This is a genomic window from Nocardia sp. NPDC059154 (genome assembly GCF_042755705.1).
Taxonomy (GTDB): domain Bacteria; phylum Actinomycetota; class Actinomycetes; order Mycobacteriales; family Mycobacteriaceae; genus Nocardia.
Genome location: NZ_JBHZCS010000004.1, coordinates 135,603 through 151,605, shown reverse-complemented (window position 1 = coordinate 151,605; position 16,003 = coordinate 135,603). Strand labels below are relative to the sequence as shown.

14 protein-coding genes are annotated in these 16,003 nt (G+C 69.3%); 4 read left to right on the top strand and 10 right to left on the bottom strand.

Annotation, left to right across the window (positions count from 1 at the left end):
• Together ACFXN1_RS05725 and ACFXN1_RS05720 are read left to right on the top strand one after the other, a co-directional pair.
• Positions 1-826: polyprenyl synthetase family protein (locus ACFXN1_RS05725; protein ID WP_379463502.1), on the top strand; the 826-nt coding region annotated here is incomplete at its 5' end.
• Positions 827-920: 94 nt separating this feature from the next.
• Positions 921-2,513: an MFS transporter gene (locus ACFXN1_RS05720; protein ID WP_379441360.1), complete on the top strand. Its 1,593-nt coding sequence runs from the start codon at positions 921-923 to the stop codon at positions 2,511-2,513.
• A gap of 91 nt (positions 2,514-2,604) precedes the next feature.
• On the opposite strand, the gene ACFXN1_RS05715 is transcribed toward ACFXN1_RS05720, so the two are convergent.
• Positions 2,605-3,279, bottom strand: a complete 675-nt coding sequence (locus ACFXN1_RS05715; protein WP_379463501.1) for a class I SAM-dependent methyltransferase — start codon at positions 3,277-3,279, stop codon at positions 2,605-2,607.
• 86 nt (positions 3,280-3,365) lie between these two features.
• On the opposite strand from ACFXN1_RS05715, the gene ACFXN1_RS05710 reads away from it, so the two are divergent.
• A complete protein-coding gene (locus tag ACFXN1_RS05710) occupies positions 3,366-4,100 on the top strand; it encodes a glutamine amidotransferase (RefSeq protein ID WP_379444041.1) in 735 nt (244 codons plus the stop codon).
• Here ACFXN1_RS05710 and ACFXN1_RS05705 read toward each other — a convergent pair.
• The 7 genes from ACFXN1_RS05705 to ACFXN1_RS05675 form a co-directional block, all read right to left on the bottom strand.
• Positions 4,048-5,346 carry a glycosyltransferase 87 family protein gene (locus ACFXN1_RS05705; RefSeq protein WP_379444040.1) on the bottom strand — a complete coding sequence of 433 codons (1,299 nt, stop codon included), beginning with the start codon at positions 5,344-5,346 and terminating at the stop codon, positions 4,048-4,050. The two genes, ACFXN1_RS05710 and ACFXN1_RS05705, sit on opposite strands and share 53 nt — an antisense overlap.
• Before the next feature lie 432 nt (positions 5,347-5,778).
• Positions 5,779-6,813, bottom strand: coding sequence for a zinc-binding dehydrogenase (locus ACFXN1_RS05700; protein WP_379444039.1), 1,035 nt, complete (start codon positions 6,811-6,813; stop codon positions 5,779-5,781).
• A 194-nt stretch (positions 6,814-7,007) separates the two neighbouring features.
• Positions 7,008-7,415 carry a YbhB/YbcL family Raf kinase inhibitor-like protein gene (locus tag ACFXN1_RS05695; protein ID WP_379444037.1) on the bottom strand — a complete coding sequence of 136 codons (408 nt, stop codon included), beginning with the start codon at positions 7,413-7,415 and terminating at the stop codon, positions 7,008-7,010.
• A gap of 196 nt (positions 7,416-7,611) precedes the next feature.
• Positions 7,612-8,097: a 3-isopropylmalate dehydratase gene (locus ACFXN1_RS05690; RefSeq protein WP_379397183.1), complete on the bottom strand. Its 486-nt coding sequence runs from the start codon at positions 8,095-8,097 to the stop codon at positions 7,612-7,614.
• Between the two features lie 8 nt (positions 8,098-8,105).
• Complete coding sequence (locus ACFXN1_RS05685) at positions 8,106-9,353, bottom strand: aconitase/3-isopropylmalate dehydratase large subunit family protein (protein ID WP_379444036.1); 1,248 nt, start codon at positions 9,351-9,353, stop codon at positions 8,106-8,108.
• 3 nt (positions 9,354-9,356) lie between these two features.
• Positions 9,357-10,229: an oxaloacetate decarboxylase gene (locus tag ACFXN1_RS05680; RefSeq protein WP_379444035.1), complete on the bottom strand. Its 873-nt coding sequence runs from the start codon at positions 10,227-10,229 to the stop codon at positions 9,357-9,359.
• Positions 10,226-11,665 carry an MmgE/PrpD family protein gene (locus tag ACFXN1_RS05675; RefSeq protein WP_379444034.1) on the bottom strand — a complete coding sequence of 480 codons (1,440 nt, stop codon included), beginning with the start codon at positions 11,663-11,665 and terminating at the stop codon, positions 10,226-10,228. Before ACFXN1_RS05675 ends, ACFXN1_RS05680 begins: the two co-directional genes overlap by 4 nt.
• Before the next feature lie 101 nt (positions 11,666-11,766).
• On the opposite strand from ACFXN1_RS05675, the gene ACFXN1_RS05670 reads away from it, so the two are divergent.
• A complete protein-coding gene (locus ACFXN1_RS05670; protein ID WP_379444033.1) occupies positions 11,767-12,792 on the top strand; it encodes an Lrp/AsnC family transcriptional regulator in 1,026 nt (341 codons plus the stop codon).
• Between the two features lie 45 nt (positions 12,793-12,837).
• On the opposite strand, the gene ACFXN1_RS05665 is transcribed toward ACFXN1_RS05670, so the two are convergent.
• Complete coding sequence (locus ACFXN1_RS05665) at positions 12,838-14,310, bottom strand: hypothetical protein (RefSeq protein ID WP_379444032.1); 1,473 nt, start codon at positions 14,308-14,310, stop codon at positions 12,838-12,840.
• Between the two features lies 1 nt (position 14,311).
• The gene (locus tag ACFXN1_RS05660) at positions 14,312-15,859 is read right to left on the bottom strand and encodes a sulfatase-like hydrolase/transferase (RefSeq protein ID WP_379463500.1); all 1,548 of its coding nucleotides are present in this window, start codon (positions 15,857-15,859) and stop codon (positions 14,312-14,314) included.
• Positions 15,860-16,003: the final 144 nt, after the last annotated feature.

Below are 16,003 nucleotides of genomic sequence, written 5' to 3'. Positions count from 1 at the left end.
CACCTTCGCGGCGGACACGGCCTGCGGCGGCGCGGTCGAAGAGTCGGTGCACGCCGCCGCGGCCGTCGAACTGCTGCACAACTTCTCGCTCGTCCACGACGACGTCATGGACACCGATCCGTTCCGGCACGGCCGGCCGACGGTCTGGCGCATCTGGGGCGAGACCAATGCGACGCTGCTCGGTGACGCGCTGCAGGCGGTCGCGCTCGGCGTGCTGTGTGACGGCGCACCCGAGACCGTCACCTCCGAGGCGGTCATCCGGCTGGCCAAGGCCACGGTCACGCTGTGCCGGGGCCAGTACGCGGACTGCGCCTTCGAAACCCGGCCCACCGTCAGCGTCGACGAGTACCTGGCCATGGCCGCCGGGAAGACCGGTGCGCTACTGGGCTGCGCCTGCGCGCTGGGCGCGCTGTGCGCCGGGGCCGACCACCGCGTGGTGTCGGCCATGCATACCTTCGGCATCGAGATCGGGCTCGTGTTCCAGCTCGTCGACGACTTCATCGATATCTGGGGCGATCCGGAGATCACCGGAAAACCGGCGCACAGCGACCTGATTCACCGCAAACAGTCCTTCCCCGTGGTGTGCGCCCTGGAATCGGATACCGCGGCCGGCCGCGAGCTGGCCCGCCTCTACCACGCCCGCCATCCCATGACCGCGGCCCGCGCGGCCCGGGCGGCGGACCTGATCGAGCAGGCGGGCGGCCGCCAGCGCACCCTGCGCCGCGCGACCGCCGCCCTGGACGCCGCATTCGCGGCCCTGCCCGGCGATCTCGCCTCCGACGACCTGACCGCCCTGGCCCAGCTGATGGCACACCGCGATCACTAGGACGCCGGGACCGTCAACATGGTGCCGCCCCCACCCGTTCGGCCGATCGCGAACGGATGCGCCGATGCCAGGACGGATCCGTACCCTCTGACGGATGAGCACACCCTCGGCGACCTCACCGTGGACACCCCTGCGCATCAATACTTTTCGCGCCCTGTGGATCGCCTCGATCGCGTCCAATGTCGGATCCTGGATGCACCTGGTCAGCGCCTCCTGGCTGATGACCACGCTGACCGGATCGGCCGCGCTGGTGGCATTGCTGTCCACCGCCAATGCCCTGCCCAGTTTCGTGCTGGCCCTGCCCGCGGGTGCGCTCGCCGACATCCTCGACCGCCGCCGCCTGATCCTGTTCACCCAGGCGTGGCAGCTGGTGGTGGCGGCGCTGCTCGGCGCACTCACGCTGTCGCACAGCGTGAATCCGGCGTTGCTGCTGACCGCGACGCTGCTACTCGGCACCGGTGCGACGCTCGGCATGCCGGCTTTCAGCTCGATCACCCCCGAGCTGGTGCCCGCCGCGCAGTTGCCCGCCGCGATCAGCCTCAACTCGGTGGCGATGACGGCCTCGCAGGCGATCGGACCGGCCATCGGCGGCGTGCTGGTGGCCGCGGTCGGCTCCGGCGGCGTCTTCCTGCTCAATGCCGCGTCGTTCCTGGGAGTGCTTGCGGTGGTGTATGTCTGGCGCCGCCGGCCCGCCGCGACGGCACTGCCGCCCGAGCATCTCACCACCGCCATCCGCACCGGCCTGCGCTATGTGGCCAATGCGCCCGAACTGCGCGCGGTGCTGGTTCGCGCCGCCGCCTTCGTGCTCTGCTACGGCGCGCTGCCGTCACTGCTGGCCGTGGTGACCCGGGTGCGTCTGCATCAGACGGCGACCACCTACGGTCTGCTGCTCGGTGTACTCGGGGTCGGTGGCGTGTCCGGCGCACTGGTGCTACCGCGCATCCGGCAGCGCTATTCCCCCGATCGGATCGCGCTGGCCTGCAGTCTGCTCTACGCCGCCTGCCTGCTGACGGTCGCGCAGCTGACTGCCTTCCCGCCCGCGCTGCCGGTGCTGTTCCTCGCGGGCATGGCGGGCATGGGTGTGATGTCGACGCTCAATATCGCGGCACAATCGGTGCTGCCCAGCTGGATTCGCGGTCGCGGACTGGCGGTGTTCCAGCTGGTGTTCCAGCTCGGCTTCGCGGTGAGCGCGGCCGGCTGGGGTGCGGTGGCTGGCACCGCGGGACTGCCCACGGCACTCACCGCGGCCGGGGTGGCGCTCGCGGCGCAGACGGTGCTGGGCCTGTGGTTCCGGCTCGCGGCCGCCGAGCAGATCGATGTCCAGGCCGCGCACGTGCTGGAACCGTACGTGCCGCTGTCGCTGGCCCCCGATGACGGCCCGATCATGCTCACCGTCGAGTACCGCATCCCCGCCGAGCACCTGGCCGACTTCCACGCCGCCATCCCCGACCTGCGGCGTTCCCGCCGCCGTGACGGGGCCATGCACTGGGCGATGTACTCCGATCCGGTCGACCCGGACCGTCACGTCGAGACCTTCATGAGCCCGTCGTGGGTGGAGCACGAGCGCCTGAGCCAGCGGGTCACCGGGACGGACGCGCTTGCGGTGCAACGGATTCGGTCATTGCACGTGGGTGAGGAGGATCCGGCGCTGCGGGCGCTGGTGAGCGACCGGGTGCATCGGGGCTGACAGCGGCAGGGCTGAAAACAAAAGTACGTGTAACCCTGGGTTACACGTACTTTGTTTTAGGAAGAATTTTTGATGAGGTAGGCGAACTGTATCAGAGCCTCCGGATGCGCGCCATCCACGCCGCAACATCCACCAGGCCCGCGGGGGACACCTCGAGGCCCACCGCCTGATCGGCGACGGTGGCGGTGACCCGGCCGCGGTAGCGGGTCGGTTCCAGGCTCTCCAGTTCCCAGCCCGCGCCGAAGGATTCCCGGATCACCGTGTCGCTGATGCGGGGGCCGAAGCCGGGTTCGGCGTCGGAGAGCGCCAGAACGTGGACCACGCCGCCGGGCTTGCAGACGGCGTGCAGGCTGCGGACGTAGGCGGAGCGGGCCTCGGGTTCGGTGCCGAAGACGTGGAACAGGGCGCTGTCGACCACGGTGTCGAAGGCGGGCGCGGAACCTGGAGGATCACCCGCGAAGTCGGCATTGCCACCGAGGGCCAGGGCATCGGCGACCTCGAAGCGGACGGCCGGGACGCCCTGGGCGGCGGCATTCGCGCGGGCGTATTCGATTGCGCTGGGGGAGAAGTCGACGCCCAGGACGTCGTAGCCGAGGCGGGTGAGCAGGATGGTGTGCTCGCCCGCACCGCAGCCCGGCTCGAGGACGCGGCCGCGGATCTCGCCGGCGCGTTCCAGTGCCACGATGGCGGGTTGCGGTTCGCCGATCACCCAGGGCGCGGTGTCCTCGTCGTAGACGGTGTTCCAGATTTCTACCGGTCGAGTCATGGTTCCACCCTGCAACCTCGACCGCACTCGAGGTCAATCCCCGCATAGCCCCCAACCGGAGCGGACCGACCGCCCACAATGTGGACATGCCCAAGTCTTGTCTGCTGCTGCAGCTGCGACCCGAGCAAGCGGCCTCCGACCAGGAGTACGAAGCGATCCTCGACGCGGGCGGGCTCGCGGCCGCGGACGTGGTGCGGGTCGAGATGAATCGCGGCATGCCCGATCTCGAGCTCGACGACCACTGGGCGGTGATCGTCGGCGGCGGGCCGAGCAACCTCAGCTACCCCGAGGCCAAGAAGTACGACTATCAGCGGGTCTTCGAACCCGAGCTGAAGAAGCTGCTCATCGAGATCGTGCGCCGCGACATCCCGTACCTGGGCGCGTGCTACGGGTTGAGCATCCTCGCCGACGTGCTCGGCGGGCCGGTCGGCACCGAGCGCTACGGCGAGACGCCCGGCGCGACGACCATCGAACTCACCGAGGACGCGGCGAAAGACCCGCTGCTGCACGGACTTCCGGATACATTCCGGGCCTTCGTCGGGCACAAGGAGTCCTGCCAGGACGTTCCGCCGGGTGCGGTGCTACTCGCGCGTTCGGCCGTCTGCCCGGTACAGGCGGTGCGGGTCGGGGAGAATGTCTACGCCACCCAGTTCCACCCCGAACTCGACGGCCGGGGCCTGGCGCTCCGCATCGAAATCTATCGGCACGAAGGCTATTTCGACCCGAGTGAGGCCGACTCCCTGACCGAACTCGGGCACCGTGAGCACATCACGGTGCCGCAGGAGATTCTGCGGCGCTTCGTCGCCCGGTACCGGGGGTGAGGGCGGGGCGGACAGGCGCGGAACCGCGCCGTGTCAGCACGGCGGTGGCGGCGAAGAGGGCGAGCGTGAGCCAGATGTAGGCGTTGTGGTCCAGGACGGCGAAGGGGCCGCGGCTCGGGAGGTCGAAAACGCTGCCGTAGTGCAGGTCCAGCAGCTCGAAGACGCCGCCCGAGCAGACGAGGAAGACGCCGAGCAGGCCCGCCACGGTCGGCAGGGAACGGTGGCGCAGGGCGAGGTCGGCCAGGCAGATGAGCAGGGGAGCCAGCCAGACCCAGTGGTGGATCCAGCTGTACGGGGAGACGACCGTGCTGGTCAGACCACACAGGACCACGGCGGGAAGTTCACGGCCGGTGACCGAGAGACGGCGGGCCAGGATCAGGCAGACCACCGCGATGGCGAGAGCGGCGGCGGCCCACAGCAATTGGATGCTGCCGACAGCGCCCAGGGTGCGGGCGAGCATGCCGCGTAGAGATTCGTTCTGCGGGTTCTCGGGGACACCGACCCGGGCAGGGTCGGCGAAGGCGCCGCTCCAGAACGTCAGCGAATCCTTCGGCAGCACGGCCAGGCCGATCACCATGGTGGCGACCAGCGCGCCGGTGGCGGTGGCGGCCGCCCGGAATCGACGAGTCACCAGTAGGTAGACGATGAAGAACGCCGGGGTCAGCTTGATGCCGGCCGCGATACCGGTCAGCACGCCTTTGCAGCGGGAGGAATCGGCCAGCACCAGGAGCAGCAGCAGGATATTGACCTGCCCGAAGGCCTCGGTCTCCCGGATCGGCTCACACAACAGCAGCAGAGCGGCAGCGGCAGGGCCCACGATCAGCATGCGGCGGTCGCGCCGATAACCGAGCACCGACAGTGCCGCCCAAACAGATCCGGTGAGCATCGCGAAATTCGCGAGTCCGCCGGCCCAGGTGAAGACCGACCCGTGCAGCCACGCCAGCGGCACGAACATCAGCGCCGCGAACGGGGTGTACACGAACTCCCACACCCCGCGCGTGTGCCCCCGCAACGGGGTGTCGTACACCGAAACATCGTGCACCACACGGTCTGCCGCGATCTGATACACGCCGAGATCGACCAGGTGCAGCATCGCGCGGGGCGCGGCCAGCAGCTGACCGAGGTAGTACCACCCGGCCAGTCCACCCAGCACCGCTACGAGCCACACCACGACCAGCGGAATCGAGCGCCGTTGCGGCGCATCCTGATTCGTGGCCATCACCTGTTCGGCCGTCGACAACGGCATCCACACACCCCCGCTTCCGGGCTTCCGATTGCCCGCCCCACCGTAGTGACGGGCTCACCTGATCGCCAGCCGGCCCCAGCGCGTGCGGACCGTGCGGGAGTGTCGACATTGCCGGTTACGACCGGTCGGCGCAGGGATATGGGTCGTGACGATCGGCGGCTGACCTTGGCCGAGGTCCACCGATCACACCCTGGCCGACCGCTTGATGGCGTCGCGGGGCATTGTCTCCGACGCGCCACTGTCTCCCGCCCGACCAGGCGTGACGAACATCGTCGTTGCGGCGGGCGGTGAAGCGCCCGGCCTGTTCAGCGCCGCCCGCAGCTTGTCCTCGAACGCGTGCAGTGTGGCCGTCGAAATCGGGCGGGCGGGTGGTTTCTGCTCCGGCGTGGGGTCAGCGCCCGCGACCGCTCCTGACGGAGTTGAGGGATCGGCTCAGGCACGGAGGAGGACCTTCAGGGAGCGACGGTCGTCCATGGCACGGTAGGCGTCGGGGGCGTCATCGAGGGAGAGTTCGGTATCGAAGACCCTGCCGGGGTTGACGGTGCCGTCGAGGACCGCCGGGAGCAGGGTTTCGATGTAGGCGCGGGCGGGTGCGGGGCCGCCGGTGAGAGTGATGTTGGGGCCGAAGAGGTCCCACCCGACCGGGGCGTCGTTGTATTGAGGAAGGCCCACGCGGCTGATCACGCCGCCCGGGCGGACCACGCCCAGGGCCTGTTCGTAGGCGGGCATGTGGCCGACCGCTTCGATGACGACGTGGGTGCCGTCGCCCCGGGTCAGTTCACGCACCGCGGCGACGCCCTCGGCTCCGCGCTCGGCGACCACGTCGGTGGCGCCGAATTCGCGTCCCAGATCGGTGCGCTCCTGGTGGCGGCCCATGAGGATGATCCGGGGTGCACCCAGCTGCCGCGCGGACAGGACGCCCATGAGGCCGACCGCGCCGTCGCCGATCACGGTGACCGTGGTGTCCGCGGTGACCCGGGCCTTCACGGCGGCGTGGTAGCCGGTGCCGTACACGTCCGACAGCGTCAGCAGCGACGGGACCAGCGGCGACTTCTCTTCGACCGGTACCGGGACGAGGGTGCCGTCGGCGAGCGGCACCCGCACGGCCTCGGCCTGGCCACCGCGCACGTCGCCCGCGTTCCAGAAACCGCCATGGCGGCAAGAGGTTTGCAGGCCCTCACGGCAGAAATCACAGGTGCCGTCCGACCAGGCGAAGGGGGCGATCACGAAATCACCCTTCCCGACCGTGCGGACCTCGCTCCCGACGTCCTCCACGACTCCCACGAACTCGTGGCCCATCGATTCGCCTCGCTCCGACACGGGCATGTTGTGGTACGGGTGCAGATCGGAACCGCACACGCAGCTGCGGACGACACGGACCAGGGCGTCGGTGGGGTGTTGGACGACGGGATCGGGAACGTCGATGACGCGGACGTCACCGGCACCGTACATGTAGGTCGCTCGCATGAGACTCCTTCGCTCGATACCGATGCCAGTCAGGGTTGCGGGAAGTGCGCGGCAGCAGTCCGGCCCTTCCCGGTGGGCGGGTTGTTCAGGCGTTCCATGCGCTCTCCTCCGATCGGAGAGGACGTCATAGCTAATTATTTGCCACCTGCCGATTCCGCTGCCGGCCGACCCGGTCTATCCCGATGGTTCGCGTGTCAGGGCCGTTCGTAGCGGCCGGTGAGTTTGCCGCGGGCGATCACATGCCCGCTGACGGCTGCGAGCACGGCGGGCAGCGTTGCGCCATCGGTCAATCCGCTCGGCTGGTCGAGCGCCACGAGCTGGAAGACGTAGCGGTGCGGTCCGTGACCGGGGACGGGGCGTGGACCGGCGTACCCTCGGCGGCCGAAGCTCCCGGTGCCCACCCTGATGCTGCTCGTCTCCCCGTCATTCGAGCCGAGCGCTCCCTCCTGGACGCTGGTGATGCGCGGATCGATTCCGGTGAACACGCCGTGCACAACCGGACGACGCAGAGGAGCGTCGGGGTCCTCGATGATCAGGACCAGCTCGACGGCCTCGACCGGCACACCCGACCAGTGCAGTGGTGGGGATACGTTGTCTCCCACGCCTGTTCCTGCGTGCAGACGCGGAATGTCCCCGCCGTCAACGAAAGCGGCACTGCCCACCATCAGGGTTTCGGGTGCATGCTCGACAGCCGGATCGAACCACGCCGTGCGGCCGATTCCGGCTCGCACCGGCCGCAGGAGTCTTCCGATCAAACGAATTGCCATGGCTGGTCCGATTCTGTGGGGTCGGTTGCGGTCACGACAGGAAGCCCTGCTCGGCCAGGCGCGCGAGAATCCCTCCGCTACTGATGATTTCCAGCAGCAACGGCGGCAGGGGGCGGCCCAGGCCACTGATACCGGTGGACTCGTTTCTGTACGTGCCCGTCGCGAGATCGAAAGTGCCGGTCTGGCCGTCCTGGAAGTGCTCGGTGATTCCGGGTGCGGTGATCGCGGGCAGTCCAGCGTTCACGGCGTTGCGGAAGAACAGCGAGTTGAAACTCTCCGCGACCACGGCGGCGACGCCCAGCTGTTGGAAGAGGGCGGCGACCGGGCGGGAGGAGCCGACGCCGAAATTCGTTCCGGCGATGACGATGTCGCCGGGGGTGACGAGATCGGTCCAGCCAGGGCGTACCTGGTAGAAGATGTGCCGGGCGGCCTCGGGTAGCTCGAGCTTCATGGCGAAGGCCGGGTACATCGCATCGGTGTCGAGGGAGTCGCCGAAGACCCAGACGCGGCCGGTGATGGTGGTGCTCATGCGGTGACGCTCCTGGGGTCGGTGATGTAGCCGGTGATGGCGGAGGCCGCGACGGTGGCGGGTGCGGCCATGTAGATCTCGGCCTCGGTGCTGCCCATGCGGCCGGTGAAGTTGCGGGTGCTCGAGGTCAGGCAGACCTCGCCGGGTCCGACCACGCCCATGTGGTAGCCGAAGCAGGCGCCGCAGGTCGAATTGGTCACCACCCCACCGGCATCGGCGATGTCCTGCAGGTATCCCAGTCGCATGGCGTCCCGGTAGACCTGCTGGGAGGCGGGCGTGACCAGCAGCCGGACGCCGGGGGCGACGGTCCGGCCGCGCAGGATCTGCGCGGCGATGCGGAGATCTTCGAGCTGGCCGTTGGCGCAGGACCCGATGAACGCCTGGTCGATGCGCCGGGGCTCGACCTGCGAGACCGGAACCCCGTTGCGGCTCACCGTGCCCGGGCGGGCGACGTACGGTTCGAGGCCGGACAGGTCGATGGTGCGGATGTCGGCGTATTCGGCGTCCGAATCCGCGTCGGCGGCAACGAAATCCGTCGCCCCACGCGCGGCGAGAAACTCGCGTAGCAGGTCGTCGACACCGAAAGTGGCGAAGTCGGCGGAGATTTCGGCGGCCTGGGTGGCGATCGTGCGCCGGTCGTTGAGCGGGACCGTCGGCAGGCCCGGCCCGCCGAATTCGAGATTCTGGTTGGTGGCGTCACCGTAGGTGTCGGCGAGATAGAGGAAGACGTCCTTGCCGCCGACCTCCGGCGGGAGCGCGCCGGTGAGTTCGTAACGCACCGTGGGGGCGAGTTCGAACCAGGTGGCGCCGGTGCACAGGATGGAGTACACCTCGGCCGGGCCGAGTCCGCGGGCGGCGGTGTTGTACGCGCCGCCCGCGCAGGTGTGCGAGTCGGTGCAGGCGAGCACCTCGCCGGGACGGGCCAGCCCGTTCTCGGCGATGACCTGGTGGCAGATGCCGTGCCGGCCGACATCGTAGAAGTGCTCGATCCCGAAGTCCGCCACGAACTTCCGCGCCTTCGGACCGCCCGCGGCATCCTTGAGCGACGGCGCCGGTACAGCGTGGTCCATGACGACCGCGACCTTGCGGGGATCATGGATGCGGCGGGGCTGTTGCCACAGCGTGGCGAACTGCAGATCGATCAGCACGCACATGTCGACGTCGACGGTCACGATGTCCCCGGGCCGGACCCGCGGCACACCCGCCTTGCGGGCCAGCAGATTCTCGATCATGGTCATGCCCATGGGTCAGGCTCCTTCACGGTAGCGTTCGCCCAGCTCCGACCATTCGGCCAGACCGACGAGGTTGAAGAACTCGGCAGGTTTCGCGGGCAGCAGCGGCCCGGGATCGCGCCCGGCGAGGTCGGCCAGGCCGGTGAGCATCGCGTACGCCGCGGCGCCCAGCGGCAGCGAGGGGTGGATGGCGATCGAATAGCCCAGTTCCCGCAGGCGCGTGGCGGATTCGATCGGGGTGAGGCCGCCCAGGACGAGATTGATGAGCAGGGGAGCGGACACCTCCTGCGCTATGCGCTCGATCTCGGCGGTGCCCTGCGGCGCCTCGACGAAGATCACGTCGGCGCCCGCCGCCGCGTAGGCATTGGCCCGGTCGATGGCGGCATCGATACCGAGCGGGCCGCGGGCGTCGGTGCGGGCGATGACGACCAGGTCCGGGTCCGTGCGCGCCTCCAGTGCGGCGGCGAGTTTGGTGACGAACTCCCCGGTCTCGATCAGCTCCTTGTCGGGCAGGTGCCCGCACTTCTTGGGAGAGGCTTGGTCTTCGAGCTGGATCGCGGCGACGCCGGCGGCCTCGTATTCGCGTACGGTGCGAACGACATTGAGCGCGGTGCCGTATCCGGTGTCGGCATCGGCAAGCAGCGGGATGTCGCCGAGGACGCGCACCAGCATCCGGGCGCGCTCGACCATTTCGGTCTGGGTCACCAGCCCGATGTCGGGGAGTCCGAAACCGCTGGCGGCCACGCCCGCGCCGGTCAGGTAGGCGGCGGGAAAGTCCAGCCGGCGGACCAGGGAGGCGGACAAGCCGTCGAATACGCCGGGGGCGACGATGATTTCGGCACGGTCGGCGAGGGCGGCGCGTAGTCGCGCCAGCGATGGGGTGGTCATCGGTGGTGATCCTGTTCCAGGTTGTCGAGGGCGCCGGCGACGGGCGCGGCGAGCAGGTCGGCCAGCTCGCGCAGATCGGCGAGTTCGTCGATGCCGAGCACTGCCCGCTGGGTGGCGTCGAGCCGATCGGGCGAGACCAGGGGACCGACGAGGGAGCGGTACTTGGCGACGAGTTCGTCGTCGGTGACCGGGTCGGCGGGGCCGCCGTGCGGCTGGACGATCCGCTGTGCGAGCACCGTGCCATCGGTGAGGGTGATCGCCAGTTCGGTGGCGAAACGTTCATGGACAGGGCCGTTCTGGATGTTCTCGTCCAGTTTCACCTCGATCTTGCCCAGCAGCTCCCAGACATCGTCCGCGTCCAGCCGGGCCGGGGTGAACTGCGGCGGCAGCACCTGGCCGTCGAGCAGCGCGACCGCCGCGGCGTAGCCGAGATTCATCTGCGCGCCGATGGCCGTCAACGGCCGTTCCGGCTCCCACCAGCCATGGTGGTAGACGGTGTGGCCGACGCGAATCTCGATGTGCGCGACCGACTTCGGGTCGATGTGGTGGCGGGCGCGCAGCTCCAGCGCCGCCTGGACGGTGCCGTGCAGCCCGCCCTGGGCCGCATACGACTTCACCATGATGAGCTCGGTGTGCCAGCCCTCGCCCAGACCGGCGATCACCTGGGCAGGGTCCGGGTCGTGGCCCTCGCCGAAGACCGACAGGTAGCCGCCGTAGGGCCGATCGAAGACCTGCTTGATCCCGGTGTACCCGCCAGCGGCCAGACCGGCCGCGTAATAGCCGTTGCGCGCGGCGAATCCGTGCTGCATGCGCTTGGACATCGCCTCGTACTGGGCGGCCATCAGTCCGGCGGACTGGGTGCCCGCCATGCCGAGCGCGTCCTCGAGCCGGGCGGCGTCGAGCGCGCGCAGCTTTCCGGCAACCATTGCGGCGGTGTGGGTTCCGAAGACCGGGCCGCTGTGCCAGCCGCGGGAGAGCATCTCCGAGCCGTGCAGGGCCAATCCGACGCGTGGACCGACCTCGAACCCGGCGATCGCGGCGGTCAGGGCCGCGGCGCCGGATACCCCGCCGAGCTGCTGGGCGGTTGCGAGCAGGACCGGCAGGATCAGGGAGGTGCTGTGCAGGGGCGCGAGTGGATGGAAATCGTCGAGCTCGAAGCCTTGGGTGAAGGTGCTGTTCAACAGGACCGCCGCGGGCCCGCCGGTGGTGGCCCCGGTTCCGATCACGGTCGCCGCGCCCGTGCCCTCCAGGTCCAGCACCGCCGAGGTGGCGACTCGGGACCAGGGCAGCTGAGCGCCCACCAGACCGCACGCCACACCGTCGAGCAGCAGGTGCTTGGCGCGGGTCCGCACCCGCGCGGGGATCTGCTCGGGCGTCAACTGCTCGACCCACCGGGCCAGCGGTACCGTGACGCCCGTCGTCGTCGATTCGCTCATGTCCTCAGTGAACGGCAGACCATCCGCCTGTCCCCGAAATTGCGGGGGAGTCGCACAATGGGTGCATCCAGTGCGGGAAATCGACGGAACGGATCTGAGTCGTGCGGGAGAGCAACCTCGACGAGGTCGACCTGATGCTGCTCGACGCGTTGCACGCCAACCCCCGGGTCAGCTTCGAACGGCTGGGCCCGGCACTCGGGGTTTCGGCGGCCACGGCCGCGCGCCGGTGGCAGCGACTGTCGGAATCCGGGCGCGCGTGGGTGTCGTCGGTGCCCGGTCCGCAGGTGGCGCTGGTCGGCGCGGTGTGCGAGGTGCGGGCACAGCCGGGCCGGGCGATGGCCGTCGCCGCCGGGCTCGCGTCGATCCCGCAGGTCATCAGTGTCTACGGCACCGACGGCGATTTCGACCTGCACACCCTGGTGCTGTCCGACAGCCCGGCGGCCTTGAGCACCCTGCTGCTCGAGCGACTGCCCGCGGTGCCCGGCATCGTGCGGGTGCGCTCCACCGTGGCGCTGCAGTGGCACAGCGGGGTGCACTGGCGGCTCGGCGCGATCGACCGCGATCAGCAACGGTCGGTCGTCGAGGAGGAGAGTGGCGAGTCGCGAAAAGCGGTGCGCTACCGCACTTTCGAGCCCGGCGACCGGGACCTGTTCCTCGCCCTCCAGCACGACGGCCGGGCCAGGTACCGGGATCTGGCCCGCGAGCTGAACACCTCCGAACATCTCGTGCGCCGGCAGCTCGATGCCCTGATCCGCCGCGGAATGCTCGCTTTCCGAACCGATTTCGCGCGCGGCGCCGGCGGCTGGCAGACCGAGTACGTGCTGTGGCTGTCGGTTCCGCACCAAGACCTGGACGCGGCGGGGACCGAGATCGCCTCCTGGCCGGAAACCCGGATCTGCCTGTCCACGGTCGGGCGGGCGAACATCATGGTCATGGCCCAGGTGCATCGCATCGCGGACCTGAGCGCCATCCTCGGCCGAATCGGCACCGCGCTGACCGATGCGGTCGTCCTCGACCAGCGCCTGGTGCTGCGGGCGTTCAAGTCGTGGGGGCGGCTGCTCGATGGCTCGGGGCACACAATCGGCGTGGTGCCGGTCAATCCGTGGGCGGCGGTGGCGGACGCCTGAGGCGTGTGGATCGAGAGCCGTTGCCGTGCAGCGACTCTCGATCGCTCAGCCGTCGTGGACTGCGATCAGGCCCGGGATCACACCGAGATAGGCGGTGCTGTCCGGTCCGATGGCGATTCCGGCGTAGTTGTTGTTGAACCCGGGGCCGGTGCCGGTGAGCTGCTTCCACACCGTCGCTCCGGTGCGGAAATCCAGGGCCGTGAAGTACCAGGGATCGCTGGCCTGGGTGCCCTTGGTATAGGTGTAGATCAGGCCGGTGGCGAGCGACAGCTTGGGCACGACGGTCGGTGCGGCCTCGGTCGTGTTGGCCCACACCTGATGGCAGCCATTGCCGTCGGGGTCGATGTCGATGCGGGCGAAGCCGGGGGTGGTGGTCTTGCCCAGCAAGGCGGCCTCGGGACCGGTGTAGCCGTAATTGTTTTCGACGATCAGCGCGTTTCCCGCGCTGATCAACGAGTTCTCGGTATCGCTGGCCCCTGACTCGAACACCGGCACGGCGCACACCTGCCGCTGCGCCGCCCCGGGCGCGGTGCGGTAGACCACGACGTTCATCGGGTCGGCGTTGTCGGTGATGGCGACATAGCCGCCGGACAGGAGGGTGGGTGTGGTGCCCGTGCCGTCGTCGACCTGGCCCGGTTTGTGCTGTCCACTGTTGGCGTAGGTGACCCGCCAGGTGACGGCGGGTGCGCCGCCGGGCCCGGCATCGAAACGCAGCAGCTCGCGGTTGGTGGCGATATACACGTCGCCGTCGTTGCCTACGGCGAAGGAGTTCTCGATCTCGCCCTCGGCGCCGTCGCCGAGCCGGATCACCTGTGCGGCACCGGTGTCCAGGTCGAGGGTGCCGACCACGCCGTCGGTCCGGGTGACGAACCACAGCAGCCCGTTGCTGTCGGGCAGCGCCGAGTTGAAGGTCTCCCCGGGCCGCAGCACACCGCTCAGGTCGTAGTCGTGCGCGAGAGTGAAACCGTCGCCGCCGTCGTTCTCGGCGAACACCCGGATGTGGCCGTCGCGGGAGGCGATCACCGCGCGATTTTCGTTGTCCAGATAGAAGTAGGCGCCGCCGGTGAAATTGCCGAAGGCACCGGGCCGCAGGAACGCGCCCGGATCACCGGGTAACGCACTGCGGCCCAGCACATTCAAGGTGACCGGGTCCAGCAGGTACAGCGCCGGGGACGGGCCGATGCAGGTGGTGACGATGCGGCCGGCGCGGTCGAAGGTGATCGACCCGCACTCCCCGCCGATCACCGCCGACACCACGCGGGGGTCGTGCCCGAGCGGTCCCGGGCGGGTGCTGGTGTTGCTCATCCACCCGTCGTCGTGGATACCGGAGCTGCCGTTGGGCGCGAGATAGGGATGTTGCGGCACCGGCGGCACATCGGTGACCGGCTGTGCCACAGCCGGATTGCCGATGAATCCGGGTGGCGACCCCGGTACCGCGGGAATCGGGACGGCGGCCGCGGTACCGGCCACGGTGGCGAGCAACCCGGCGGCGGCGCCGGTGACGAGGTTGCCCCGCACGCTATTTCGCACCGATACCGTCCCGAAGGAAGTCGAAGAGCTGCTCCCCGAAGGGCTTCGCGGTCTGGGTGTTGTAATCGTTCCATCCGTCCTGCTGGGCCTGCTGCAGGTAGGAGGGTAGCGGCTGGTGCAGTTCGGTGCTGACCGCTTCGTCGTGCAACCGGCTCATGGTGTCGCGCAGGTCGCCGCCGACGGCCGCGACATTGTCCAGCTCGAGCTGCCCGTCGCGGGTCGAGTAGTCGTAGAGCTCGTATTCCTGCTGCTCGGCCGGGTCGATCTGCGCGGAGCCCGGCACCCAGTGCGAATAGCGGACGAACTTGGCGTCCGCGGTCCGCAGTGCGATCACGTGACCGGGTGCGTCGTCGTTGAACCGGACGGCCGCCTCCTCGATGGAATGCTCATCGGTGGTGTGCAGGATCCACGGCCGTCCGGGTGCGCCCGGATCGGCGGCTACGGCGGCGATATCGTGCCGCCCGGCCAGGTGCGCGTAGCGGTCGTCGGCCCGCCACCCGTTGCCGCCGGTGCCGATGGTCAGCAGCAGCGCGGCCAGGTCGACGCTGGAGGTCAGCTGATCGCGGGTGCCGGGTGCGGGGGTGAGCTGACCGCGTGGATCGTGGATGAACAGCGGTACGCGAATGGCCTCGTCGTAGGCGCCGCCGCCCTTGCCGTGCAGGCCGTGCGAACCGGCGTAGTCACCGTGGTCGGAGGTGAACACCACCACGGTGTTGGCGGCGACCTCCGGCTGGGTCGCCAATTCGGTGAGCACGCGCCCGATCTGGATATCGACCTGCTGCTGGAACCAGAGATAGAGGTTGCGCATGTCGATCCACTCCTGATCGGCCCCGGGCGTGCCGTAGGGCGCCAGCCCGAAGGTCACCGCCGAGACCTCCACCAGGGCCTTCTGCAACCGCGGCTTGCGCGACAGCTGTTCGAGGCTTTCGAAATTGCCCGGCAGGTCGTTGATCCAGCGCGGAATGTTGTTGAACGCCAGCGTGCGTCGCGTCCAGCGCGGCCACCACTGGATGTCGTGCGGGTTGACCAGTGACACCGTCGTGCACCAGGGGCCCTGTCCCGCATCGGTATTGAACCAGTCGACGAACTGGTCGACTATGCGCCCGTCCATCTGCAGGCCCTGTTCGGGCGCGCCGTTGGGCGAGGGGTAGGTGCCGCCGTCGAAGCCGAAGCGGTCCAGGCCGCCCGGGGTGGTGTCGGCGTAGTGGCCCAGATGCCATTTGCCCCACCAGGTGGTGCGGTAGCCCTGCTCGCGCAGCATGGACCCCCAGGTCGGGAAGCCCGCCGCCAGTTCCGACTGCGAGGTGGACAGGCAGCCGGTCTGATGCGAGTACAGGCCTGTCACCAGCACGCCGCGCGAGGGCGTGCAGTCGTTGGCGGCCGTGTAGTGCTGCTCGAAGGAGACCGACTTGTTCCGCAGCGCCGCGATGTTCGGCAGGATGGTGTCGAGCACCGACTGCTCGGGGAACCACATCGGGGTGCGCATCTCGTCGACCAGGACCACCAGGATATTGGGCCGGTCCGGATGGTTGTCCATGCGTCGCGGGGTCGCGGCGGCCGGGCCGGTGGCGGCGACCGCCGCGGCGGTGGGAACAACAAGGGGAGGGGGGGGGAAGAAACCCCTCCCTGCTGTCACCTCCTGGGGTCTCCCGCTGTGTTTTGGGGCGGGGGGGCGGGGGGT

What these genes read in the sequence shown, in the direction of transcription:
- ACFXN1_RS05675 (WP_379444034.1), bottom strand. Translation starts at nt 11,665, where the DNA reads ATGAGCGAATCGACGACGACGGGCGTCACGGTACCGCTGGCCCGGTGG.
- ACFXN1_RS05715 (WP_379463501.1), bottom strand. Translation starts at nt 3,279, where the DNA reads ATGACTCGACCGGTAGAAATCTGGAACACCGTCTACGACGAGGACACC.
- ACFXN1_RS05705 (WP_379444040.1), bottom strand. Translation starts at nt 5,346, where the DNA reads ATGCCGTTGTCGACGGCCGAACAGGTGATGGCCACGAATCAGGATGCG.
- ACFXN1_RS05720 (WP_379441360.1), top strand. Translation starts at nt 921, where the DNA reads ATGAGCACACCCTCGGCGACCTCACCGTGGACACCCCTGCGCATCAAT.
- ACFXN1_RS05710 (WP_379444041.1), top strand. Translation starts at nt 3,366, where the DNA reads ATGCCCAAGTCTTGTCTGCTGCTGCAGCTGCGACCCGAGCAAGCGGCC.
- ACFXN1_RS05680 (WP_379444035.1), bottom strand. Translation starts at nt 10,229, where the DNA reads ATGACCACCCCATCGCTGGCGCGACTACGCGCCGCCCTCGCCGACCGT.
- ACFXN1_RS05700 (WP_379444039.1), bottom strand. Translation starts at nt 6,813, where the DNA reads ATGCGAGCGACCTACATGTACGGTGCCGGTGACGTCCGCGTCATCGAC.
- ACFXN1_RS05685 (WP_379444036.1), bottom strand. Translation starts at nt 9,353, where the DNA reads ATGGGCATGACCATGATCGAGAATCTGCTGGCCCGCAAGGCGGGTGTG.
- ACFXN1_RS05660 (WP_379463500.1), bottom strand. Translation starts at nt 15,859, where the DNA reads ATGGACAACCATCCGGACCGGCCCAATATCCTGGTGGTCCTGGTCGAC.